This window comes from Flavobacterium branchiophilum NBRC 15030 = ATCC 35035 (assembly GCF_002217205.1).
Taxonomy (GTDB): domain Bacteria; phylum Bacteroidota; class Bacteroidia; order Flavobacteriales; family Flavobacteriaceae; genus Flavobacterium; species Flavobacterium branchiophilum.
The window spans coordinates 1-23398 of sequence record NZ_MUGT01000113.1; the positions used below are offsets into that span (position 1 = coordinate 1).

Here is a 23398-nt window from a genome sequence, read left to right on the forward strand (position 1 = left end):
AACTAAACGACATTGATTTGTAATTATGTTTATTACTTGAAATTATATTTACAACAAATAGTAGCGTTGATTTTTACCAATCACCGCCGCTGCCACCACCAGAAAAACCGCCTCCGCCAAATCCTCCGCCAAATCCACCACCACTGCCACCAAATCCGCCAGATGAACCACCAAATCCACCACCTCTTCCAATATTACTTAAAATAATGAAATCTAATAAGTTTGGCGTACTACCCATGCCACCACTTCGACCGCCACCACTTTTTTTAGAAATGATAATCATTAAAATGATTAAAACAATAATGATTAAAAATATTACTGAAATGGGCAATTGATCTTCTGTTGATTGGCGAGTACCTTTATATTTGCCTTTAAAAACATCAATAATAGCATCTGTACCTTTATCTAAACCATTGTAATAACTTCCAGCTTTAAATTCGGGGATGATAATTTTTCGGGTAATTTCGCCACCAATTCCAGCTGTTAATCGATCTTCGAGTCCATAACCTGCTGATATCCAAATTTTTCTTTCGGCTTTTGCCAATAAAATGATCACACCATTATCATTAGCTTTTGTACCTCCAATACCCCAAGCTTGTCCCCATTTTGAGGTTAATATGCCTATGTCTTCTCCCTTCAAACTTTCAATTGTAATTACCACAATTTGTGTGGTGGTACTATCGGCATAGTGTATTAATTTTTGTTCGAGGCTGGCTTTGTCATTTGGCTCTAATACATTTGCATAATCATAAACCGATGTTTGAAACGATGGTTTTGGAGGAATGGTTAATTGAGCTGAACACCAAATGCTATAAAAGAGAAATAAAATAGGAAATACATGTTTGATTTTTAAGATTATTTTCATTGTCCTACGGATATTTCATTTGTTAATTCGTTTTTATCGTCGTCCTGATATGGAAAATATTGTCGTAATTGTTGTCCTGCCATCGTTATGCCGTCAATTAATCCTTGTTTAAATAGCCTTGCTTAAATTGTTCAGCCATCGCATTTTTGGTACTTTCCCAAAAATCTGGAGGTACTACTTCATTGATTCCTTTGTCGCCACATATAGCAAATTTTTTATCTACTACTGCCACATATATCAAAACCGCATTTGCAGCAGCAGATTGATACATTTCGAGCTTGTTAAAAACTTCTATGGCTCTTTGCATGGGATTCAAAGTAGTTTTACTTTCAATATGAACCCTAATTTCGCCCGAGGTGTTTTTTTCGGCCCTGCAAATGGCATCAACTATGGCTTGCTCTTCTTCTTTGCTCAAAAAATCTTCTACTTTTGACATGGCTAAAATAAATTAAAACTACCCATTCAAAATCTATGAAATGGGTAGTGTATTGGTTGATTTGTAAACAATTAGAATTTAACTTCTACTGGTTTTTCTGCTCCAGCAACTGCTTTAAAGTAAGGTTTTTCTTTATATTCGCTCAAAAATAAACTATTTGGCATTTTCAAAACATAATTGTTATATTCTTGAACTGTTTCGTTAAATCTAGTTCTTGCAGTCAAAATTTGATTTTCGGTACTAGCCAATTCATCTTGTAGTTTCAAGAAATTTTCATTGGCTCTCAAAGTTGGATAACTTTCTACACTCACTAAAAGTCTTGATAATGAACTAGATACACCACTTTGTGCTTGGTTAAATTCTTCTAACTGCTCTGGTGTAATGTTTTTAGGATCAATTGTTACAGCTGTTGCCTTAGAGCGGGCTTCTATTACGGCTGTCAAAGTGCCTTTTTCAAACTCTGCAGCTCCTTTTACAGTGTTTACTAAATTGCCTATCAAATCGTTACGACGTTGATAAGCTGTTTGTACGTTGCCCCATTCTTTTTCATTGGCTTGGTTGTAACTTAAAGCCGAATTTTTAATTCCCATAACCCAAAGTCCAATTATAACAACTAGACCAACAATAATTCCTACGGGTAATAACCATCTTTTCATAATTTCTGTTTTTTTAATTTATTATTTGTTATAGTTCATTTTTGATTTGCAATAATTGTGCCTTTATCGATTCTAATTTACTAATAATTTCAAATTTGTCTAATGTTTTTTTCTGTTTTTCTTTCAAATGTGTTTTGGCTCCATCCAAAGTGAAACCTCTTTCTTTGACTAAATGATAGATTAATTTCAAATTTTGAACATCTTCTTGGGTAAACATTCTATTGCCTTTTGCATTTTTTTTGGGTTTTAAAACATCAAATTCTTTCTCCCAAAATCTAATCAACGAAGCATTTACATCAAATGCTTTGGCTAATTCTCCAATACTAAAATATCTTTTGTCAGGTGCTAAATCAAGGTGCATTTTCTTTTTTTTTAATAGATAAAATATTAATCCAATGATTGATTTTCTTGATTGGCTACTTTTGAAATAGCTACATAATCTGCTGCCGAAATATTACCATAATAAAAGTTTAATGGATTGACAACATTACCATCTTTGTGTACTTCATAATGCAAATGTGGTCCTTCAGAACGTCCTGTACTACCAACAAAACCAATAACATCTCCTCTTTTTACATGTTTGCCCACACCACTATTATACCTACTCAAATGTGCATATAGGGTTTCATAACCAAATCCATGTCGGATAACAATATGGTTGCCATAGCCAGAGGCTCTATTGTCTGCTCTATCTACAATACCATCGCCTGTGGCATATACAGGCGTTCCAGTTGCAGCCGAAAAATCCATACCTTGATGCATTTTTCTTACCTTTGTAAACGGATCACTTCTATATCCAAATCCCGAAGCCATTCGTTTTAAATGTTCGTTTTTTACAGGTTGTATAGCCGGAATAGCTGTTAGCAATTGTTCTTTTGATTTGGCTAACGCAAAAATTTGGTCTAATGATTTTGATTGAATTGCTAAAGCTTTTGACAAAACATCTAACCGTTTTGAAGTACTTATTACCAATTCGGAATTGTCATAACCTTCTAATTCTTTGTACCTGTTTTTTCCTTTAAAGCCAGACTTGCGTTCTTCATTAGAAATGGCTGCCGTGTTAAAATATACCCGATACAAATTATTATCTCTATCTTCTATATCTGCCAAAACTTCCTCTGCTTGTTCTAATTTTTTGCTCAAAATGGCATATTGAATCTTCAAATTGTCAGTTTCTCGTGTCAGGACTTTGTCTTTTGGTGTTTCAAAAAAAGGGGTGTTTAACAAAACCAAAAAACTTAAAAAACCAAATAACGCAGACGAAAGTAAAAATAATCCAATATAGGCTATTTTTTTGCCTTTTTTGGTAGTTATTTTGCGATAAGCCAAGCTTTCAGAATCGTAATAATATTTGACTTTTTTTGACATTTTTTATTGTAACTTTTTTAATTTTACAATTATACGAATAAAATTTAAAAATGTTTCACTTTTTTTCTTAAATTTGTTATAAATGCTCTTTTTTATGGTTATGTTTTATATTGAGACACCTTTTGGTAAAACCATTTGCTTTGAGCTATTTTTCTTTTTAATTATTCTAAATAGCTGTTATTTAGATAGATAAATATTTTTTGCAAAGCACATTCAATCAATAATATTTCCATTTATTGCTATAATTTCTATTTTAAATTTTACTTTTTCATTTGATAAAAAAATGTATTTTTGTGCCTAAAATATATTTTAGCATAAATCAATTGACTCTTATAAATAAAACCATGAAATCACAAGACGTACGCAAACAATTTTTGGACTTTTTTCAAAGCAAAGGACACTTAATCGTTCCTTCGGCACCTATCGTTCTAAAAGACGACCCAACCCTGATGTTTAATAACTCTGGAATGGCACAGTTCAAAGAATATTTTTTAGGCAACGGAACTCCAAAAAGTAAACGTATTGCCGATACCCAAAAATGTCTTCGTGTTTCTGGAAAACACAACGATTTGGAGGATGTAGGTTTTGATACTTACCACCATACCATGTTTGAAATGCTGGGAAATTGGTCTTTTGGTGATTATTTCAAAAAAGACGCTATCAACTGGGCATGGGAATTATTGACTGAGGTGTATAAAATTCCAAAAGAAAATTTATACGTTTCTGTTTTTGAAGGAAACCCAGACGAAAATGTACCTTTTGATCAAGAAGCATGGGATTTATGGAAGGAATTGATTGATGAAGACCGCATCATTTTAGGAAATAAAAAAGACAATTTCTGGGAAATGGGCGATCAAGGACCTTGTGGCCCTTGTTCTGAAATTCATGTGGATTTGCGTTCAGCAGAAGAAAAAGCTTTAGTTTCTGGTAAGAGTTTGGTGAACAATGATCATCCACAAGTGGTTGAAATTTGGAACAATGTATTTATGGAATTCAACCGTAAAGCGGATGGTTCTCTAGAAAAATTACCAGCACAACACGTGGATACCGGAATGGGATTTGAGCGTTTGTGTATGGCTTTACAAGGAAAAACGTCGAATTATGACACGGATGTTTTTAGTCCGCTAATTGAAAAAGTAGAACAAATTACAGGTTTAAAATATACTTCAAACGAAATTCAAAATATTTCGGAAGAACAAAACAAAACCAACATCGCCATTCGAGTAGTGGCTGATCACGTTCGTGCGGTAGCGTTTGCTATTGCGGATGGTCAATTGCCATCAAACACTGGTGCGGGTTACGTGATTCGTCGTATTTTACGTCGTGCCATCCGTTATGGATTTACATTTTTGAATACCAAAGAACCTTTTATATATGAGTTGGTAGCGGTATTATCAAATCAATTAAGTGAATTTTTCCCTGAAATCAAATCACAACAAACCTTGGTTACCAATGTGATTCGCGAAGAAGAAGCTTCGTTTTTAAGAACTTTGGATCAAGGAATTCAATTGCTTGAAAACGTGATGAAACAAGCAACTAGCCAAGAAATTTCGGGTAAAGTTGTATTTGAATTATACGATACTTTTGGATTTCCGTTAGATTTAACTTCGCTAATTTTATCTGAAAAGAAGTTCACTTTTGACCTAAAAGAATATGAAACTTGCTTAGAAGAACAAAAATCACGTTCGCGTGCTGCTTCAGAAGTTTCAACCGAAGATTGGTCTGTTTTGATTCCTGGAAATGTGGAGCAATTTGTGGGTTACGACCAAACAGAAAATGAAGTTAAAATTTCGAGAATCAGAAAAATTGACAGTAAAAAAGACGGGGTTTTGTACCAAATCGTTTTGGACGCTACACCGTTTTACCCTGAAGGAGGTGGACAAGTGGGAGATAAAGGAACTTTAGTTTCGGCTAACGAGGCTATTGAAATTATCGATACCAAAAAAGAGAATAATTTGATTTTGCATATAGCGAAGCAATTGCCAGAAAATGTATCGGCTAGCTTTGTGGCAAAAGTAAATACGGATTTGAGAACTTTATCGTCTCGCAATCACTCTGCTACGCATTTAATGCACCAAGCCTTGAGAAGTATTTTAGGAACGCATGTGGAGCAAAAAGGATCTTTGGTTAACCCAAATTACTTGCGTTTTGACTTTTCACATTTTTCTAAAATGACGGATGAAGAATTGCAAGCGGTGGAAAATTTTGTAAATGCTCGAATTCAAGAGCAATTGCCTTTGATAGAAAGAAGAAGTATTCCAATTCAACAAGCTTTAGATGAAGGTGCGATGGCATTGTTTGGCGAAAAATATGGGGATAACGTTCGTGCGATTAAATTTGGCGAAAGCATGGAATTGTGTGGTGGAATCCACGTAAATAATACGGCTGAAATATGGCATTTTAAAATTGTTTCTGAAGGTGCGGTGGCAGCAGGAATTCGTCGTATCGAGGCCATTACAAGTGATGCGGTAAAAGCACATTTTAAAACGTATGAAACAACTTTAAACGAGATTAAAGGGGCGTTGAAAAACCCTCAAGATATTTTGAAAGCCGTTCATCATTTGCAAGACGAAAATGCTAAATTGTCAAAACAAATTGAAGCTTTGATGAAAGACAAAGTGAAACATTTGAAAACGAGTTTGGTTACTCAAATTCAAGAGGTTAATGGCGTTCAATTCTTGGCAACACAAGTCGATTTGAATCCAGAGGGCGCTAAAGATTTGGCTTATGAATTAGGTAATTTAGGTACTAATCTGTTTTTAGTTTTGGCCACAGCCGAAGAAAACAAACCGATGTTAACCTGCTATATATCAAAAGAATTGGTCGCTGCCAAAAACCTAAATGCAGGACAGGTAGTTCGTGAATTAGGGAAATTTATTCAAGGTGGCGGAGGAGGACAGCCTTTCTTTGCAACTGCTGGTGGAAAAAATGCAGCTGGAATTGCTGAGGCTTTATCTAAAGCGGTTGATTTTATAAAATAAATGAAGTCATCAATATGAAAAACGTAGTATTTGCCCTTTTGTTAATGATTTATGCCAATGTATTTTCGCAAAATTACAATATAAACAATCAGCTTCAGAACCAATATCGCATGATGCAACAAAATCAACAAATGTTGATGCAACAGCAACAAATGAGGATGCAACAAGAACAATTGCGATTGATGATGCAAATGCAAAGAAATCAATTTTCATTGTCAAACGAAGTACAAAACCAGATATTTAAGAAAGCAAAATTAGAATCAAAAAATCAAAAAAAGGAGATTGAATTGGCTCAATTGAAAGCGTTGCAAAAAACAGATGATAAGAACGAAAAAATACAGAAAAACATAGATCAAGTAACTGCTAAAATTGAAAAAAATAAAAAGAAAATCAACAAAATTGAACAAGATATTGCTTTATTAAAAGACCGTATAAAAGAAAAAGAAACACGGTTAGAACAGCTTAAAAAAGGTAGCAATTGAAGTTTGGGTAAAAAAAAACCTTTAAACCGAAAAGGATCATGACATAGCTTTGTCAAATATTTTTCCAAAAAACAGACAAAGTTTCATTTAATTTCAAGCAATTAAAATATTACTATTAGAGTTGTTATCCAAATCTAGATATTTATAAAAAAAGAGGTATTTGTGCCTCTTTTTTTATTTAACTCATCTTATGGAGGATACAATAGCAATACCACTAGATGAATGAAAAAGTGTTATAATAAATATAATTTTGTAATCAAAAAGAAGATTACATCTGAAAAATTATAAATCATTTTTTATGTTATTTGCCAAAAAAAGGAAAAAATTACAAATGAAATATTACTTTTATTTAATTTTTTTTGTACTAAAAATGACAAACTATCTTTGTAATTTGACATCTTTAATATAGTATTTTAATTCAAAAATGCGTTAAACATTAAAAAGTAAACTTTTTAATATAAGCCTCTTTTTTTAGTAATTCCAAATCAAAATTTATGAAAATGGCTTGTTATCCATAATGTTTATTTACATAATTGGTCTTTTACATTTTTCAAAGTTATTGATAAAAAGTTGATATAAACCCTTTTGAAACCTATTAAAACCATACAGATTGATTTTGAAAAACTAAAATAATATATAAAATAAAAAAAATCAAACTAACAACTATTTTCATAAATGTACCTGCCAAAAAACCTAAAAAAGAACCAGTTGCAGCCCTCAAGGCCCTATTTTGATCTTGTGCATTAAATACCAATTCGCCAATAAAAGCACCAATAAATGGAGCAATTAAAAAACCAAATGGAATTGGGATAAAAAAACCTACTACAATACCGATATTTGTGCCCCAAATACCATATTTACTCCCGCCAAAATATTGTGTTCCTTTGGCAGGAATGATATAATCTAATACAGCAATAGCAACAGCAATAGAAAAGGTAATACCTAAAATCCAAAAATTATATGCCATTCCTTTGCAAAAATACAACAATAATAAACCAACCCAACTTAAAGGCGGTCCAGGAAGCGCTGGCAAAAAACTACCAAACAATCCTATGAGAACACATATAAAACCAAGTATCAAAAAAACGTAATCCATTATAAATTATTTATATATTTTTATATATTTTTTCATATAAATAATTGTATTTTTCTAATATAATTTTACGTTTTAATTTCAATGTTGGTGTCAATTCGCCACCATCTATGGACCAAATATTGGGGGTTAATTCAAATCTTTTGATTTGTTCCCAATTGCCAAATTTTTGATTGATCAATTCAACTTCAGATTTAATTCTCTTGATCACATCGTTGTTTTCAACTATTTCACGATTCGAATTTCCTATTTCGATATGGTGCAATGCAGCCCATTCTTTGATGAAATCAAAATTAATTTGAATAAAAGCTCCTGGCATTTTTTCTCCATCGCCAATAACCATAATTTGTTCTATAAAACGAGATTGTTTCATAGCATTTTCTAGCATTTGTGGTGCTATATATTTACCGCCAGATGTTTTGAACATTTCTTTTTTTCTGTCCGTTATTTTCAAAAACCCTTCACTATCAATGTTTCCAATATCTCCTGTATAAAAATAACCGTCTTTTAATGCCTCCCTACTTTTTTCCTCATCTTTATAGTATCCCAGCATTACATTGGGTCCTTTGCATAATATTTCGCCATCTTCGGCAATTTTTACGGTTACATTTTGAATAACTTTTCCAACGGTGCCCACTTTAAAACCCTTGTTTCTCATATCGTTTACAGATATTACTGGGGACGTTTCTGTTAAACCATAGCCTTCCATTACAGGTATGTTGGCTGCAGCAAAAATCCGTGTCAATCGGGGTTGCAATGCGGCACTACCCGAAACCAATAATTCAATATTGCCTCCCAATCCTTCTTTCCATTTGCTAAAGATTAGTTTTCGTGCTATTTTCAATTGTAATTCATACCAAAAACCATTGGCTTGATAGGGTTCGTATTTCAATCCTAAATCAATAGCCCAAAAAAACAATTTCTTTTTTAGTCCTTTCAAATCTGTGCCTTTTGCAATAATTTTGTCATATACTTTTTCAAGCAATCTAGGTACAGCGGTTATTACATTGGGCTGAACTTCTTTTAAATTGTCGCTAATTTTTTCTATAGATTCACCAAAATAAACAGAAACACCATAATATTGATACAAATATAAAATCATTCTTTCAAAAATATGACAAATGGGCAAAAAGCTTAGTGCTCTTGTTTTTCCTTGCTCAAAAGGTATTCGAGGGGCACTATCCAAAACGTTTGATACGATATTTTGATGCGAGAGCATGACACCTTTTGGTTTACCTGTTGTGCCAGAGGTATAAATTATTGTGGCCAAATCAGTTTCCAAAACTCCATTCTTTCTGTTTTCTACTTCATTTTGCAAAGTATCATCGTGCCCTAAATCCAATAACGTGCCCCAATTGGTACAATTGTCGAGCTCGTTAAATGAATAAATACCTTTCAAATGAGGAGTATTAGACTTGATGTTCAACACTTTTTGAAGCACTTCGGCATCCGACACAAAACAATAGGATGCCTCTGAATGATTTAAAATATATTCGTAATCTTCTTGTGATATAGTAGGATAAATAGGAACAGTTTGAGCACCCGTTTGTAATATACCAACGTCCATAATATGCCATTCCGTACGATTATTAGAAGAAATAATGGCTATTTTATCATTTTTTTGTACCTGAAGTTGTAGTAATGCTCTGGATATAGCATTTGCTTTGTTGATATATTGTTGTGTTGATGTTTTAATCCAGCTACCATTTTGTTTGGTTACTAGAGCGTCTTCAATATTAAATTTTTCTAGTTGATAATATGGAAAATCGAATAACCTTTTGATTGTTGTCATAACAGCATTAATAAAAATTATAGTTGGTTTCAAATTTAATAAAATTTAATAAAATAGCAATTTTTTATTGATTTTTTTTAAAAATTTAACTATTTATTTTGATTGCAATTCAATTTAATAACAAACTTGTAATCAGACGTCAAAGTTTAAAACTTTGATAAAGATGCGAGATAACCCATTAAGGCTTAACTAAACGGCTTTGATTTATAAATGAAAAATCGACCATGTATTGAATTAAAAATTTATTTATTTCATATTTTTTTTCACTTAATTGCTGTCTCATAATTCGTATGTAAGATAGTTTTTTTATATTCGCAGCCTGAAAAGTTATAATTATAAAAAAAATTACAATATGGCAACTACCGCAGATATTAAAAACGGATTGTGTATAAAGTTTAATCACGATATTTATAAAATCATCGAATTTTTGCACGTAAAACCAGGAAAAGGACCAGCATTTGTACGAACAAAATTAAAAAGTTTGACCAATGGAAAAGTTTTAGATAACACATTTTCGGCAGGTCATAAAATTGAAGATATTCGAGTAGAGAATCATAAATTTCAATTTTTATACCCAGAGGGAGAATTGTTTCATTTTATGAATGTAGAATCTTACGAGCAAATTTCATTAAACAAAAACGTTTTGGATGCCCCCGATTTATTAAAAGAAGGTGAAAATGTGATGATTAGCATCAATACCGAAACAGATTTACCGCTTTCTGTGGATATGCCTGCTTCGGTAATTTTAGAAGTTACGTATGCAGAGCCTGGGGTAAAAGGGGAATACAGCAACCAACGCAACCAAATCAGCAACTGTAGAAACAGGTGCTCAAGTAAACGTGCCATTGTTTATCAATGAAGGTGATAAAATTAAAATTGAAACGGCTACAGGAAATTATATGGAACGTGTTAAAGAATAAATTCTTAACCCTATAAAAATTTTAAAGAATCATTATAATTTTTGAATATTTTCAAATTTTATAATGATTTTTTTGTTAAAAAATAAAACAATTTCAAACTAAATAGTATGACATTTGAAACACCACAAAAATTACAAGCCATTGCTCAAATATTAAATTGTTCCTATGTAGGATCGCCCGATTTTCCAGTTTTAGGAATGAATGAAATACATGTTGTTACAGCTGGGGATATTGTTTTTGTCGATCATCCAAAATATTATGACAAAGCACTACAATCTGCAGCCACTATTATTTTAATTAATAAAAAAGTGGATTGTCCTGAAGGTAAAGCCTTACTTATTTCAGACGATCCTTTTAGAGATTTTAATGTATTAACGCAGTATTTTAATCCTTTTAAACCCTCGAATGTAGCCATTGCTGCAACAGCCAAAATAGGAAAACATACTATAATTCAGCCCAATTGTTTTATTGGATATCATGTGTCTATAGGAAATAACTGTATTATTCATCCAAATGTAACCATTTATGATCATACTGTTATTGGCGATAATGTAATTATTCATGCAGGAACTATTATAGGAGCAGATGCTTTTTATTACAAAAAAAGACCCGAAGGATACGATCAATTGCTTTCGGGAGGTAGGGTAGTTATAGAAAATCATGTTGGAATTGGAGCTTTATGCACTATAGACAAAGGGGTGTCTGGCGATACAACCATTGGCGAAGGCACCAAAATTGACAATCAAGTTCATGTTGGGCACGATACAATTATTGGTAAAAAATGTTTAATTGCATCGCAAACTGGTATTGCGGGTTGTGTAATTATTGAAGATGAAGTAACAATTTGGGGGCAAGTCGGTACAACAAGTGGCATAACTATTGGAACAAAAGCCGTAATTATGGGACAAACGGGAGTTACAAAATCAGTAGATGGTGGCAAATCCTATTTTGGAACACCAATTGAAGAGTCAAGAGAAAAGCTAAAACAATTGGCAAATATCAAAAAAATCCCTCAAATTATATCTAAATTAGATTTGTAAAACTTTAAAAAATGACTATTCCACACATTTGGTATCAAAAATCCCAATGGACCATCCGTTTGACAGCAGTTTTTTGGTTAATAGCCAAAATAGGTACTTTCAAATTATGGACTGCAGACAGGTTATTGCCGCTTGTTCCACCGTTTGCGTTTTTAGAAAACATACCAAATAGTGTTCATTTATTTTTATATATAGTAGTTTTATGTCATTTAATATTTACATTAATAAATACTAATTGTAGATGGATATATTTTTCTACCATTTTTTTTGAAATTCTGAGTTGTGCATTAGATCAAAACAGATGGCAACCTTATATTTATCAGTATATTTTAATTTTTTTATTTGCTGGAATATTTTTTAAAAAAAATATTAAATTTACAAATTTACTGCAATTTTTGTTAATTGTTATTTATTTTAATAGCGGTTTACATAAATTAAATTCAGGATTTTTGTATAATGTTTGGCAAAATATGATATTACACCGTTTCATAGGACTTGATTATACTACAATTCAATCACCTTGGCTCTATCAATCAGGTTATATTTTAGGATTGATAGAAACATTTGCTGGTATAGCCCTTTGCTTCACTCGATTTCAAAATAGGGCAGCATGGCTCATGATAGGGATGCATGTTTTTATTTTGGTTTTGATAACACCCATAGGTTTAAACTATAATGTAATTGTTTGGCCATGGAATGTATTGATGATTGGACTTTTGTATCTTATTTTTATAAAAAAAGTACAAACTGAAACATTAAATTGGATAAAGCTATTTTCAGGAAAAAACATGATTTTATTTGTTTTATTAGGTATAATGCCATTAACCAATTTTTTTGGCATTTGGGATCATTTTTTATCTTTCAATTTGTATTCTGGAAGCAGTATGAAAATGGAAATTTGTATAGAAAATCCTCTGGAAACAAAGCAATACGAACCCTATTACAGCTCAAAAAAAACATTTTGCAAAACCCAATCTGTAATTCAAAGTGATGATTGGGCATTGAAAGAGTTACACATAGTGGTTTATCCTGAAAAAAGAGTGTACGAAAAAATCATACAAAAGTGGAAACTTTCAAATCCAAATGCAAAAGCAGTGTTTCATATTTACAAATATCCGTATCGAAAAAATGATATATTCACGTATCAATAAAAAAACATTCAATTTTTAGCAAAAATAATTGTAAAAATGTTTAAATATTAACCTTAATACCTTATTTTTGCATCATTATTCATAAAAAACAAATAAAAATATATCATGAGTGTTTTAGTAAATAAAGATTCAAAAATCATTGTGCAAGGTTTCACAGGAAGTGAAGGTACTTTTCATGCTTCGCAAATGATTGAATACGGTTCAAACGTTGTAGGTGGTGTTACACCAGGCAAAGGTGGTACTACCCATTTAGATCGTCCAGTTTTTAATACTGTAAAAGATGCAGTAGATCAAGCAGGTGCCGATACAACAATTATTTTCGTTCCACCAGCATTTGCAGCCGATGCCATTATGGAAGCAGCCGATGCAGGCATTAAAGTGATTATTGCCATTACAGAGGGAATTCCTGTTGCAGACATGATTAAGGCATACGAATTTATTAAAGATAAAAATTGTAGGTTAATTGGGCCAAACTGTCCAGGTGTAATTACACCAGAAGAAGCAAAAGTAGGAATCATGCCAGGTTTTGTTTTCAAAAAAGGAAGTGTTGGAATTGTTTCTAAATCAGGAACTTTAACTTACGAAGCTGCGGATCAAGTTGTGAAACAAGGATTAGGAATAACAACTGCTATTGGAATTGGTGGTGATCCAATCATTGGTACAACTACTAAAGAAGCAGTAGAATTGTTGATGAACGATCCAGAAACCAATTGTATTGTAATGATTGGTGAAATTGGCGGACAGTTGGAAGCTGATGCAGCAAAATGGATCAAAGCTGATGGAAATAGAAAACCTGTTGTAGGTTTTATTGCTGGCGAAACAGCTCCAAAAGGAAGAACTATGGGACATGCAGGTGCTATTGTTGGTGGTGCAGATGATACGGCTGAAGCTAAAAAACGTATCATGAGAGAATGTGGTATTCATGTAGTAGATTCTCCAGCTGAAATTGGAAAAAAAGTAAAAGAAGTTTTAGGTTAGTTTGCTAAAAAATTTTAAATATATATATAAAGCCCGTATTCGTACGGGCTTTTATGATTCTAAAACAGGTCAAATACACGAATAAAAAAAGCGGCATTATTTGATGCCGCTTTTTTTATATCAAATATATTTTATATGTATATTTGGTATTATAAATTAAAATATATTTTAGGTTAAAAAGGATTAGACCATTTTGGGTCTGTATAAACATTGTTACCTGAAAGCGTTTTTAGGAATGCCACAACAGCTTGTACTTCAGTTGCCGTAACATTTAATTTTTGTCCAACACCATTAGGTTTCAATCGAGGGTCTAAATTGGTATTGCCTGGAGGTGTGTTTATGGTACCATAATGACCAATTGCAGCATTTAGCGTAGTGATTACTCCTGTGTGCATCATTGGCGAATTTGGGTTACCAGCTTGGTTAACCAAATCTCGTAACGAAGGTGCTCTGGTATTGGTCAAATCCAAAACATTACTGCCAATTGTTCCTACTATTCCATTGTTTTTAGTGTTGGGATCTATGTCAAATTCTGGTGCTGCATGGCAACCTGCACAACCAAAACCGCCGCTTGTTCTGGTACTTGTAGCATCAAAAACAGGAGGTGTAAGAAATATGTTTTTGCCCAGATTTTCTTGAGTTGTAAAATTTGGAAAATTCTGGCCATCATTGGCAACTAAAGCTCTGCCTGCATCATATTTTGAGTCAAAGGATTGGATACTTTTGATAAATTGTGCTAATGCCAATTGTATTTTGGATTCCGTAATGGTTTCAGATCCATATACAAATTTAAAGAGTTCTTTATAATAGCCAATGTTTTGCAGTTTTGCAATTACAGTAGCCATAGTGCCATCGCCATTGGTGCCACTAAATCCCATTTCGATATGATTTTGAATCGGTTGCGTAGTTTGAATTTCTAATGAAGAAGCACGCTCGTCCCAAAAAAACTTGGTTTCGTTGGCAAATCGTGTATTGATAAGTCGCATGGCATGGCGACCCGTAGTGCCATTTACTCCAACACTTGCCACTACTGGATCTGAAAAAGCATTGGCCTGAATATGACAACTAGCACATGAAATGGTATTGTTTGAAGATAAATTTTTGTCATAAAATAAAACCCGACCCAGAGTAGCTCCTTTGTCAGTTATCGGATTGCCACCAACATTGTTTTTAGTAATATAGGCAGGAACAGTTTGATTGGCATAATTGTATAAATTGGTCAAGTCAATTTTGTTTCCAAAAGCAGCTTTTACATTTGGATAGGTTTCTACTTCTTGATAATCTTCACTTTTATTACAGGAGCATAAAATATGAAAAATGGGTATGAGCAATAAAATTTTTTTCATCTTGTTGGGTTTTAAAAGTTTAGCCATCGTCATTAATTAATATTAAAATGATTTTACAAATTTAACAATAAACGGTTAAAAACGATAGATATTGTATTTTTTTTAAATATATTTTTTAAATACTCTTAAAATTTTATTAAAAAAGTAAAATCTTGTCAAATGAAGTTATTAAGATGACTTGGTAAAAGGTATTATTCGATTAACCAATTTTTAAAATCATAAAAATTTTGAGGCGAAACACCATGGCCAATAGGGTATTCTTTATATACATGATGAATATGTAGTGTGTCTAAAAAAGGGCCTGCTTTTCTGGCCCATTCCACTGGAATTACCTGATCTACAGTTCCGTGTGAATGAAAAATACTCAAATGGCTAAAGTCATGAGTATCAAATCCTTCTAAAAATGTATCGCTGATCATGTAGCCACTCATGGCTACAACTTTTTTAATTTTTTGTGGATAAGATAGGGCTATTGCATAGCTCAAAATAGCCCCTTGGCTAAAACCAATCAAATTGACATCGTGTTTGTCTATAGCATACAGTTTGAACAATTCGTCTAAAAAAGCTACAATTAAGTCTCTCGACTGTTTGGCCTGTTCGATGTCGGAAAACTTATTTTCGTCGGCATCAAAATTGATGGCATACCAAGCATAACTTCCATATTGTAACGAATATGGAGCTTGAACAGATACTACATAATAATGGTCTGGCAATTCATTAGCAAACGAAAATAAATCGTGCTCGTTACTTCCATAACCATGAAGCAACAATAATAGGGGATTTTTTTCTAATTTTATTTTGGGTTCTCTAACTAGGTATTGTAATGACATAATTAAATATGATTTAACTGATGGTTTTTAAATATTTTTGAAATAAATCTCCAACAATAGGCATTGGTTTTGTAGATCCATTTACAGCACTAAACATCCCGTAAACCCACAATACAGAAATTCCGATCCACATTGACATTGTGATATAAACAGAACCAAAATTACTTACTAGGAGTCCTAATGAAATAAATAATATTGATAGGCCTAAAGCCTGTCTGATGTGAAATGAAGCAAATGAATTTTTATTTTCTGAATTCATAGACATCGCTATAAAAACTCCAACTATAAATATATAACTTATAATGGCCCTATTTTTACCAGATTCGATCGTACTTTTTTCCATAAAATTTCGTGTTTAATTCCGTTTGGAATTTGTGTAAATATAAAATTTTGACCCAACGTTGTTGCAAAATTTACAACAGTTATTCCATAGCATCATTCCAAAGATTTATAATAATTCTGAATTTTTATTTTTTATATCGAGCAATGCTGATTTAAGTTTTTCTAAATCATCAATTGTATTATACACATTAATAGAATATCTAATATAATTTTGATCATTCAAATTCATAATAGGAATTTCAATTTGATACTCGTTATACAACATTTCTTTTAACACCATCGGTTGTTTGGTTTGTATAGGTACACTGGCCATTTGTCCTAAAAATGTATTGTTTACTGGACATAAAGGAGAAGTGTCTAATAGTTGGCAAATGGAATGGTATTGGTCCAAAACCAATTGTTTGGCAGCAGTTTGTTGTTCTAAATAGTTGGCTTGAGTTACAAATTCAATTGCTGTAGGCACACTCAAAAAAGCAGCAATATCGCGAGTGCCCTGGATTTCGTGCAAATCTAAAAAAGGATTTGAACTAGGCATAACACTTTCGTAACCCCAACTAACGATTAAAGGGTCTAAATTTTTTTGAAATTTTTTATTTACATATAAAAAAGAGCTACCTTTTGGAGCCAATAGCCATTTGTGAGTGGTTCCGGTATAAAAATCAGGGTCTAAGTCGTTGATATCCAAATCAATATGACCTGGTACATGTGCACCATCAACAATAGTTATCAAACCAAGTGATTTGGCTTTTGCAATGATTTCTTTGACAGGAAATAGCAAAGCCGTTGCACTCGACATTTGATTGATAAAAACAACTTTAGTTTTTGGAGTATAACCTTTCCAAAACTCTTCTACTATTTGTTCTTGACTTACAATTGGTAATGAAATGGGTTGTCTAACATATTTTACACCCGTTTTTTTGCAATAATAGTGCCATGTTCTATCCATTGCACCATATTCGTGATTGGTTGTTAAAATTTCGTCTCCCGCTTGTAAATTCAAGTTTCGCATGACAACATTTATGGCAAATGTTGGGTTTTGAGTAAAAAAGAAATCGTCTGCCTCGCAATTAATATAGGCGGCTAATGCGTTTTTTGCTTGGTTTAAATAAATGGCTTGTTTTTTTTGTAAAAACTGAACGGGTTCTTTTTCTAATTCCAATTGCCAAAACTGATAATTTTCAAAAACAGGTTTTGGACTAGCTCCAAACGAGCCATGGTTTAAGAATGTAATATCAGGATTTAATAAAAATTGTGATTTCATTGTTGTGATGTTTTGAAAAATTTGATCCTACTTGCAAGCCCCTTTATGAAAAACTAGAGACAATGTTTAAAGTAAATTGACGCTTCAAAAGTAATAAAAAATTAATTTCTTTTGGATTTTTTACCAATACTTTATAGAAAATGACTTCAATGAATCTTCAATTTGCATTTATTGTCATTGGAATTATATTTTTTTTAATTCATTGTTGGTAACTTGCACCATAAAACGATCAATACACAAATTTCATTAGAAGTGCTTTTCTTATAATTTTTCGATTTCTTCTTTAGAAAGTCCGGTTGCTTCTATAATTAAGTCAATAGAAATGCCTAGTTTTTTCAAAGATTTAGCTGTCTCTAGTTTTCCTTCCAATATTCCTTCCAATATTCCTTCTAGTTTTCCTTCGTCAAAAGCGGTGTCTATTACACCCTTTAGATCTCGGTAATTTTTCAGGCTGTCTTCATATTTCATCAGTTCGTTTGGATTATATTTGGCTATTTCTGCTTTTTCAAATGCTTTATAAAAAATAGCATCGTTAAAAATAGTTGGAATAGATTGAAAGTCTTCCAAATGTTTGATAAAATACAACCATTGCTCAATTCTGGTTTTCAAATCGGCTTCTTTTGTATCAAAATTTGGCATTTCGAGATAAATGTAAGTCAATTTATCATAAAATATTTTTCCGTTTTGATTCTTGAGTTTTATAGTGTGAATTACTTCGTTTTTTTCGGGCTCGGTTTCATAATCATCAAAGGTAAAATCCAAAATACCAATGCAATAAACTGCTTTCAAATTATAGTTCCATTCACCTCTTTCTGCCTGCTCTTGTATGGGAAAAGTGGAGTAATAAATGGTTCTTTCTTTAAAATAATTTTGCTTTGCTTTTTGTAATTCGACAATAAATTTTTCGCCATTTTCGTTTTCGCAATAGATATCATAAATGGCTTTTCTGTCAAATTCTGTTTGTCCAAGTTGTTCAATATTTTTGAAAGAAAGGCTTACAATTTTGTCATTTTCGGGCAAAAGGGCATTCAGAAAGTCAAGCAACAACGGTTTGCTTGCTTCTTCTCCGAATATTTTTTTAAATCCAAAATCTGTAAATGGATTGATGTACTTTGCCTTCATTTTTCAATATATTTTTAACAAAAATACAATTTATTTTTGATTCCTGAATGATCGTTGTTTTTATTATAATTTTTCGATTTCTTCTTTAGAAAGTCCCGTTGCTTCTATAATTAAGTCAATAGAAATGCCTAGTTTTTTCAAAGATTTAGCTGTTTCTAGTTTTCCTTCCAATATTCCTTCTTGAATTCCTTCTAGTTTTCCTTCGTCAAAAGCGGTGTCTATTACACCTTTTAGATCTCGGTAATTTTTCAGGCTGTCTTCATATTTCATCAGTTCGTTTGGATTATATTTGGCTATTTCTGCTTTTTCAAATGCTTTATAAAAAATAGCATCGTTAAAAATAGTTGGAATAGATTGAAAGTCTTCTAAATATTTGATAAAATACAACCATTGCTCAATTCTGGTTTTCAAATCGGCTTCTTTTATGTCAAAATTTGGCATTTCGAGATAAATGTAAGTCAATTTATCATAAAATGTTTTTCCGTTTTGATTTTTGAGTTTTATAGTGTGAATTACTTCGCTTTTTTCGGGTTCGGTTTCATAATCATCAAAGGTAAAATCGAGAATACCAATGCAATATACTGCTTTCAAATTATAGTTCCATTCGCCTCTTTCTGCCTGCTCTTGTATGGGAAAAGTGGAGTAATAAATGGTTCTTTCTTTAAAATAATTTTGCTTTGCTTTTTGTAATTCGACAATAAATTTTTCGCCATTTTCGTTTTCGCAATAGATATCATAAATGGCTTTTCTGTCAAATTCTGTTTGTCCAAGTTGTTCAATATTTTTGAAAGAAAGGCTTACGATTTTGTCATTTTCGGGCAAAAGGGCATTCAGAAAGTCAAGCAACAACGGTTTGCTTGCTTCTTCTCCGAATATTTTTTTAAATCCAAAATCTGTAAATGGATTGATGTACTTTGCCTTCATTTTCAATATATTTTTAACAAAAATACAATTTAATCTTCAATTTGCATGTATTGTCATTGGAATTTTATTTTTTTTTAATTCATGGTTGGTGTTTAACAGCAAGAAACTTTACACACTTTTTTAGGTGGGTATCTTTGATGTTGAAAGTTATAGTGGGAGTGGGGCAAAAAAAAACTGTCATTGTGTTTGACAGTTTTTTTGGAGTTATAATGCCGCTTCCATTTTGTTTTTGATGTCTTGAAGACACAAGTTGTTGATGCTGCCTTCGTGGGTGTGTTTGGTGGCTTTTGGCGATTGGTAAGTGCCATTTTCGAGTTGTTCGGCAACGGTTTTATAGGCGTCTCTGAACGGGATTCCGGCTACGACCATTTCGTTGAGGGTGTCCACTGTAAAGAGGTAGTCGTATTTTGAATCGGCAAGGATATGGTTTTTTACTTGTATGTCTTTGATGGCAAAATGTGCCATGTCTAAGCAGGCCTTGAGGGTTTGGATGGCTGGAAACAAGCCTTCTTTTAATAATTGCAAATCGCGGTGGTAGCCGCTGGGCAGGTTGTTTGTAATGAGTGTTATTTCGTAGGGTAGCGCTTGAATTTTGTTGCATTTGCCACGGATAAGTTCAAATACATCGGGGTTTTTTTTGTGTGGCATGATGCTGGAGCCTGTGGTTAGGTGAGGAGGTAGGCTGATGAAATCAAAATTTTGGCTCATATAAAGGCATACGTCCATGGCCAGTTTTGAGAGTGTTGCAGCAATACTACTCATGGCAAAAGCGATTGTTTTTTCGGCTTTGCCACGGCTCATTTGAGCGGCTACGGCATTGAATTTTAGTGTTGCAAAACCCAGTTGTGTAGTGGTAAAAGTGCGGTTTATGGGGAAGGAGCTTCCATATCCGGCGGCAGAACCAAGAGGGTTTTGATCGACAATTTTATGGGCTGCTTGTAGCATTGTCATGTCGTCGATGAGGCTTTCGGCATAGGCTGCAAACCATAATCCGAAGGACGACGGCATGGCAATTTGTAGGTGGGTGTATCCTGGTAGGAGTACATTTTGGTGTTGGTCTGCCCGTTGCATGAGCAGGTCGAAAAGGTTTTTGACTTGTGTTTTGAGGTATTGTATTTCGTCTTTGAGATAGAGGTGTACATCTACTAGTACTTGGTCGTTTCGGGAGCGGGCGGTGTGAATTTTTTTGCCTGCGTCGCCTAGTTTTTTTGTGAGTAGGTATTCTATTTTAGAGTGTACGTCTTCGAAGGAGTCTTCAATTTGGAAGTTGCCATGTTGGATATCGGATATGATTTCGAGGAGTGCAGCTTCGAGGTTTGAGGATTCGGTGGAGGTGAGTAATCCTATTTGTTGTAGCATTTTGGCGTGTGCAATAGAGCCCATGGCATCGTATTTGGCCAGTACTAAATCGAGTTCACGGTCGTTGCCAACGGTAAATTGTTCAATTTGTTTGTCGGTTGGTATTCCTTTTTCCCAGAGTTTCATGTTGATTGAAATTAGATGTTGATTTATATTTTGACTAGCCCCGATAGAAGTGGAAATCCTTTTGTGGGCAGGGTTTGCCCACAAAAGATTGCAACGGATAGCGGGATAAGCTCCTGAAAATTAAAGGGTTAAATAATTGGTTAGGATATTGATATACAAAGGTATGGCTTGTTGAATTTCGGAGAGCAAAATGAATTCGTTTGCGGTGTGAGAACGAAGGGATAAGCCGGGTCCGAGTTTGAGTGATTGGCAGGATAGTACCGATTGGTCTGATAGGGTGGGGGAGCCATAAGTGGATCTGCCGAGGGCAATGCCTGCTTGAACGAGTTTGTGGTTGCAATTGATAGCCGAGGCGTTGAGGTGCATGGAACGTGGGGCTATGTTTGCGGTAACGTGCTGTTTTACAATATCTAATACTTGTTGGTTGGTGTATTTGTCGTTTACACGAATGTCTATTACGAGGTGGCATTCTGCTGGAACCACGTTGTGTTGTTTGCCTGCATTGATTTGTGTAACGGTCATTTTGACGGGGCCTAAAACATCTGAAACTTTGTCGAATTGGAAGTTTTGAAACCATTGGATGGTTTTGATGCTGTTGTATATGGGGTTGTCGTTGTTGGTATGTGCGGCGTGGCTAGCGGTTCCGGGCACCATGACATCGAGCACCAAGAGGCCTTTTTCGGCAATGGCAAGTTGCATTTCTGTTGGCTCGCCCACAATGGCACAGTCGAGTTCGGGTAGGTGTTTAAGTACGCTGTTTAGCCCATTTTTGCCGCTGCTTTCTTCCTCGGCAGAGCATACGATGACCAAGTTGTGCGACAGGTTTTGATGGTTGTAAAAGTAAGTAAAAGTGGCCATTAGCGATACCAAACAGCCACCTGCATCGTTGCTACCAAGGCCAAAAAGTTGGTCGTTTTGTACAATGGCTTTAAAGGGGTCGAGGGTGTAGCCTTGGTTTGGTTTTACGGTGTCGTGGTGCGAATTGAGTAAAAACGTGGGTTTTGAGGGGTTAAAATGTTGGTTGAAAGCCCAAATATTGTTGTTTTCTCTTTGAAAAGGGATGCTATTTGTGGTAAACCAATTTTCGATTAACAAAGCAGTTTGGTCTTCTTGGCTAGAAAACGAAGGGGTTTCAATGAGATTTTTGAGTAGCTCAATGGCTTCGTTTGTAAGGGTTTGTATTGTTTTCATGCTTGATATTTTTATAAAAATTGGTGTGCTATTGATTTTTTGCGTTTAAAAAACAGAATTTTTTTATAGGGCAATGGTGGTGTGTTTGTTATTGGGCTGATGCAACATGTGGTGATGGCCTATTTTGATGGATTTGACACCCTTTGAAAGGCAATGGAAACAGTTGTCGAGTTTTGGAATCATGCCAGAATGGATGGTTTTTTGGTTTTTGAGGCTTTGATACAAACTGGCATTGATGGATTCGATAACCGAATGATCGTCTTCAGCATTGAGCAACACTCCTGGTTTTTCAAAACAGTAAGTTAATGTTACTTCATATATTTCGGACAATGCAATGGCCAGTTCAGCAGCAATTGTATCGGCATTGGTGTTGAGTAATTGTCCTTTTCCGTTGTGTGTAATGGCACAAAAAACGGGCGTAATATTGTTGGTAATCAGTGTGTTGAGTAGCTGGGTGTTTACTTTAACGACATCGCCTACAAAACCAAAATCGATAGTGGGGTGATTTCGTTTTTCGGACAAAATGGTGTTGCCATCGGCACCCGAAAATCCGATGGCATTGGTGTTTTGTGCTTGTAACTGGGCTACTATATTTTTGTTGATTTGTCCTGCATATACTCCCACAACGACATCGAGCATGGCCGCATCTGTAATGCGACGTCCTTCTACCATTTGAGGTACAAGCCCCATAGACTGGGCTAATTTTGTAGCCGATTTGCCACCGCCATGAACGATTATTTTTTGGCCTTTTATGGCAGCAAAATCAGTTAGAAAATGCGCTAACTCAACGGGATTGTCTATAATATTTCCGCCAATTTTTACGATAGTCAGCGGGGTTTTTGGGGTATTTGGGTTCATTGTTTTATATTGATTTATTGAAAAAGATTGAAAGATTGAAAGATTGAAAAATTGAAAGATTGAAAGATTGAAAGATTGAAAGATTGAAAGATTGAAAGATTGAAAGATTGAAAGATTGAAAGATTGAAAGATTGAATGATTGAAAGATTAAAAGATTGAAAGATTGAAAGAATGAAAGATTAAAAGATTAAAAGATTTAAAATTTGAAAGATTTAAAGTATAATTTTAACCTCTAACCTCTAACCTCTAACCTCTAACCTCTAATTTCTAACCTCTA

The 23398-nt window shown here is 33.8% G+C and carries 20 protein-coding genes and 2 pseudogenes; 6 read left to right on the forward strand and 16 right to left on the reverse strand.

Annotation, left to right across the window (positions count from 1 at the left end; all coding sequences use genetic code 11):
• Positions 1-73: 73 nt before the first annotated feature.
• From B0A58_RS12080 to B0A58_RS12100, 5 genes and pseudogenes are all read right to left on the reverse strand, one after another.
• Complete coding sequence (locus B0A58_RS12080; RefSeq protein WP_089081271.1) at positions 74-865, reverse strand: TPM domain-containing protein; 792 nt, start codon at positions 863-865, stop codon at positions 74-76.
• A pseudogene (locus tag B0A58_RS12085) lies at positions 862-1301 on the reverse strand (TPM domain-containing protein). The gene B0A58_RS12080 and the pseudogene B0A58_RS12085 overlap by 4 nt, the downstream one beginning before the upstream one ends.
• A gap of 71 nt (positions 1302-1372) precedes the next feature.
• Entirely contained in the window at positions 1373-1957 is a 585-nt protein-coding gene (locus B0A58_RS12090; RefSeq protein ID WP_089081272.1) for a LemA family protein, read from the reverse strand.
• A 28-nt stretch (positions 1958-1985) separates the two neighbouring features.
• Complete coding sequence (locus tag B0A58_RS12095) at positions 1986-2318, reverse strand: MerR family transcriptional regulator (RefSeq protein ID WP_014084582.1); 333 nt, start codon at positions 2316-2318, stop codon at positions 1986-1988.
• Positions 2319-2344: 26 nt separating this feature from the next.
• On the reverse strand, positions 2345-3325 hold the full coding sequence (locus B0A58_RS12100) for a M23 family metallopeptidase (protein ID WP_014084581.1): 981 nt from the start codon (positions 3323-3325) through the stop codon (positions 2345-2347).
• Positions 3326-3669: 344 nt separating this feature from the next.
• On the opposite strand from B0A58_RS12100, the gene alaS reads away from it, so the two are divergent.
• Complete coding sequence (gene alaS, locus B0A58_RS12105; RefSeq protein ID WP_089081273.1) at positions 3670-6306, forward strand: alanine--tRNA ligase; 2637 nt, start codon at positions 3670-3672, stop codon at positions 6304-6306.
• A gap of 14 nt (positions 6307-6320) precedes the next feature.
• The gene (locus tag B0A58_RS12110; protein ID WP_089081274.1) at positions 6321-6788 is read left to right on the forward strand and encodes a hypothetical protein; all 468 of its coding nucleotides are present in this window, start codon (positions 6321-6323) and stop codon (positions 6786-6788) included.
• A gap of 595 nt (positions 6789-7383) precedes the next feature.
• Here the strand turns inward: B0A58_RS12110 and B0A58_RS12115 are convergent.
• Positions 7384-7884: a DUF456 domain-containing protein gene (locus B0A58_RS12115; protein WP_089081275.1), complete on the reverse strand. Its 501-nt coding sequence runs from the start codon at positions 7882-7884 to the stop codon at positions 7384-7386.
• A 10-nt stretch (positions 7885-7894) separates the two neighbouring features.
• Positions 7895-9673, reverse strand: coding sequence for an AMP-dependent synthetase/ligase (locus B0A58_RS12120; protein ID WP_089081276.1), 1779 nt, complete (start codon positions 9671-9673; stop codon positions 7895-7897).
• 352 nt (positions 9674-10025) lie between these two features.
• On the opposite strand from B0A58_RS12120, the pseudogene efp reads away from it, so the two are divergent.
• The 4 genes and pseudogenes from efp to sucD all read left to right on the forward strand — a co-directional run bounded on the left by efp (position 10026) and on the right by sucD (position 13762).
• Positions 10026-10593: pseudogene (gene efp / locus B0A58_RS12125) on the forward strand (elongation factor P).
• A gap of 107 nt (positions 10594-10700) precedes the next feature.
• Positions 10701-11633 (forward strand): UDP-3-O-(3-hydroxymyristoyl)glucosamine N-acyltransferase, encoded by a 933-nt coding sequence (locus B0A58_RS12130; protein ID WP_089081277.1) that lies wholly within the window; start codon positions 10701-10703, stop codon positions 11631-11633.
• 11 nt (positions 11634-11644) lie between these two features.
• Positions 11645-12784 carry a hypothetical protein gene (locus B0A58_RS12135; RefSeq protein ID WP_089081278.1) on the forward strand — a complete coding sequence of 380 codons (1140 nt, stop codon included), beginning with the start codon at positions 11645-11647 and terminating at the stop codon, positions 12782-12784.
• 105 nt (positions 12785-12889) lie between these two features.
• On the forward strand, positions 12890-13762 hold the full coding sequence (sucD, locus tag B0A58_RS12140) for a succinate--CoA ligase subunit alpha (protein WP_014084572.1): 873 nt from the start codon (positions 12890-12892) through the stop codon (positions 13760-13762).
• A 173-nt stretch (positions 13763-13935) separates the two neighbouring features.
• Here the strand turns inward: sucD and B0A58_RS12145 are convergent, their stop codons facing one another.
• The 9 genes from B0A58_RS12145 to argB all read right to left on the reverse strand — a co-directional run bounded on the left by B0A58_RS12145 (position 13936) and on the right by argB (position 23121).
• On the reverse strand, positions 13936-15108 hold the full coding sequence (locus B0A58_RS12145; protein WP_014084571.1) for a cytochrome-c peroxidase: 1173 nt from the start codon (positions 15106-15108) through the stop codon (positions 13936-13938).
• 191 nt (positions 15109-15299) lie between these two features.
• Positions 15300-15938 carry an alpha/beta hydrolase gene (locus tag B0A58_RS12150; protein WP_089081279.1) on the reverse strand — a complete coding sequence of 213 codons (639 nt, stop codon included), beginning with the start codon at positions 15936-15938 and terminating at the stop codon, positions 15300-15302.
• 13 nt (positions 15939-15951) lie between these two features.
• Positions 15952-16281: a hypothetical protein gene (locus tag B0A58_RS12155; protein ID WP_089081280.1), complete on the reverse strand. Its 330-nt coding sequence runs from the start codon at positions 16279-16281 to the stop codon at positions 15952-15954.
• Positions 16282-16386: 105 nt separating this feature from the next.
• On the reverse strand, positions 16387-17541 hold the full coding sequence (locus B0A58_RS12160; RefSeq protein WP_089081281.1) for an aminotransferase class V-fold PLP-dependent enzyme: 1155 nt from the start codon (positions 17539-17541) through the stop codon (positions 16387-16389).
• Between the two features lie 261 nt (positions 17542-17802).
• The gene (locus tag B0A58_RS12165) at positions 17803-18663 is read right to left on the reverse strand and encodes an Rpn family recombination-promoting nuclease/putative transposase (RefSeq protein ID WP_089081282.1); all 861 of its coding nucleotides are present in this window, start codon (positions 18661-18663) and stop codon (positions 17803-17805) included.
• 63 nt (positions 18664-18726) lie between these two features.
• A complete protein-coding gene (locus B0A58_RS12170) occupies positions 18727-19587 on the reverse strand; it encodes an Rpn family recombination-promoting nuclease/putative transposase (protein ID WP_089081283.1) in 861 nt (286 codons plus the stop codon).
• Between the two features lie 204 nt (positions 19588-19791).
• Positions 19792-21072, reverse strand: a complete 1281-nt coding sequence (gene argH / locus B0A58_RS12175; RefSeq protein ID WP_089081290.1) for an argininosuccinate lyase — start codon at positions 21070-21072, stop codon at positions 19792-19794.
• A gap of 120 nt (positions 21073-21192) precedes the next feature.
• The gene (locus tag B0A58_RS12180; protein ID WP_089081284.1) at positions 21193-22263 is read right to left on the reverse strand and encodes a M20 family metallo-hydrolase; all 1071 of its coding nucleotides are present in this window, start codon (positions 22261-22263) and stop codon (positions 21193-21195) included.
• Between the two features lie 63 nt (positions 22264-22326).
• Positions 22327-23121: an acetylglutamate kinase gene (gene argB, locus B0A58_RS12185; protein ID WP_089081285.1), complete on the reverse strand. Its 795-nt coding sequence runs from the start codon at positions 23119-23121 to the stop codon at positions 22327-22329.
• Positions 23122-23398 lie beyond the last annotated feature (277 nt).

Coding starts and splice junctions, on each gene's coding strand:
- B0A58_RS12080 (WP_089081271.1), bottom strand. CDS start 865: ATGAAAATAATCTTAAAAATCAAACATGTATTTCCTATTTTATTTCTC.
- B0A58_RS12090 (WP_089081272.1), bottom strand. CDS start 1,957: ATGAAAAGATGGTTATTACCCGTAGGAATTATTGTTGGTCTAGTTGTT.
- B0A58_RS12095 (WP_014084582.1), bottom strand. CDS start 2,318: ATGCACCTTGATTTAGCACCTGACAAAAGATATTTTAGTATTGGAGAA.
- B0A58_RS12100 (WP_014084581.1), bottom strand. CDS start 3,325: ATGTCAAAAAAAGTCAAATATTATTACGATTCTGAAAGCTTGGCTTAT.
- alaS (WP_089081273.1), top strand. CDS start 3,670: ATGAAATCACAAGACGTACGCAAACAATTTTTGGACTTTTTTCAAAGC.
- B0A58_RS12110 (WP_089081274.1), top strand. CDS start 6,321: ATGAAAAACGTAGTATTTGCCCTTTTGTTAATGATTTATGCCAATGTA.
- B0A58_RS12115 (WP_089081275.1), bottom strand. CDS start 7,884: ATGGATTACGTTTTTTTGATACTTGGTTTTATATGTGTTCTCATAGGA.
- B0A58_RS12120 (WP_089081276.1), bottom strand. CDS start 9,673: ATGACAACAATCAAAAGGTTATTCGATTTTCCATATTATCAACTAGAA.
- B0A58_RS12130 (WP_089081277.1), top strand. CDS start 10,701: ATGACATTTGAAACACCACAAAAATTACAAGCCATTGCTCAAATATTA.
- B0A58_RS12135 (WP_089081278.1), top strand. CDS start 11,645: ATGACTATTCCACACATTTGGTATCAAAAATCCCAATGGACCATCCGT.
- sucD (WP_014084572.1), top strand. CDS start 12,890: ATGAGTGTTTTAGTAAATAAAGATTCAAAAATCATTGTGCAAGGTTTC.
- B0A58_RS12145 (WP_014084571.1), bottom strand. CDS start 15,108: ATGAAAAAAATTTTATTGCTCATACCCATTTTTCATATTTTATGCTCC.
- B0A58_RS12150 (WP_089081279.1), bottom strand. CDS start 15,938: ATGTCATTACAATACCTAGTTAGAGAACCCAAAATAAAATTAGAAAAA.
- B0A58_RS12155 (WP_089081280.1), bottom strand. CDS start 16,281: ATGGAAAAAAGTACGATCGAATCTGGTAAAAATAGGGCCATTATAAGT.
- B0A58_RS12160 (WP_089081281.1), bottom strand. CDS start 17,541: ATGAAATCACAATTTTTATTAAATCCTGATATTACATTCTTAAACCAT.
- B0A58_RS12165 (WP_089081282.1), bottom strand. CDS start 18,663: ATGAAGGCAAAGTACATCAATCCATTTACAGATTTTGGATTTAAAAAA.
- B0A58_RS12170 (WP_089081283.1), bottom strand. CDS start 19,587: ATGAAGGCAAAGTACATCAATCCATTTACAGATTTTGGATTTAAAAAA.
- argH (WP_089081290.1), bottom strand. CDS start 21,072: ATGAAACTCTGGGAAAAAGGAATACCAACCGACAAACAAATTGAACAA.
- B0A58_RS12180 (WP_089081284.1), bottom strand. CDS start 22,263: ATGAAAACAATACAAACCCTTACAAACGAAGCCATTGAGCTACTCAAA.
- argB (WP_089081285.1), bottom strand. CDS start 23,121: ATGAACCCAAATACCCCAAAAACCCCGCTGACTATCGTAAAAATTGGC.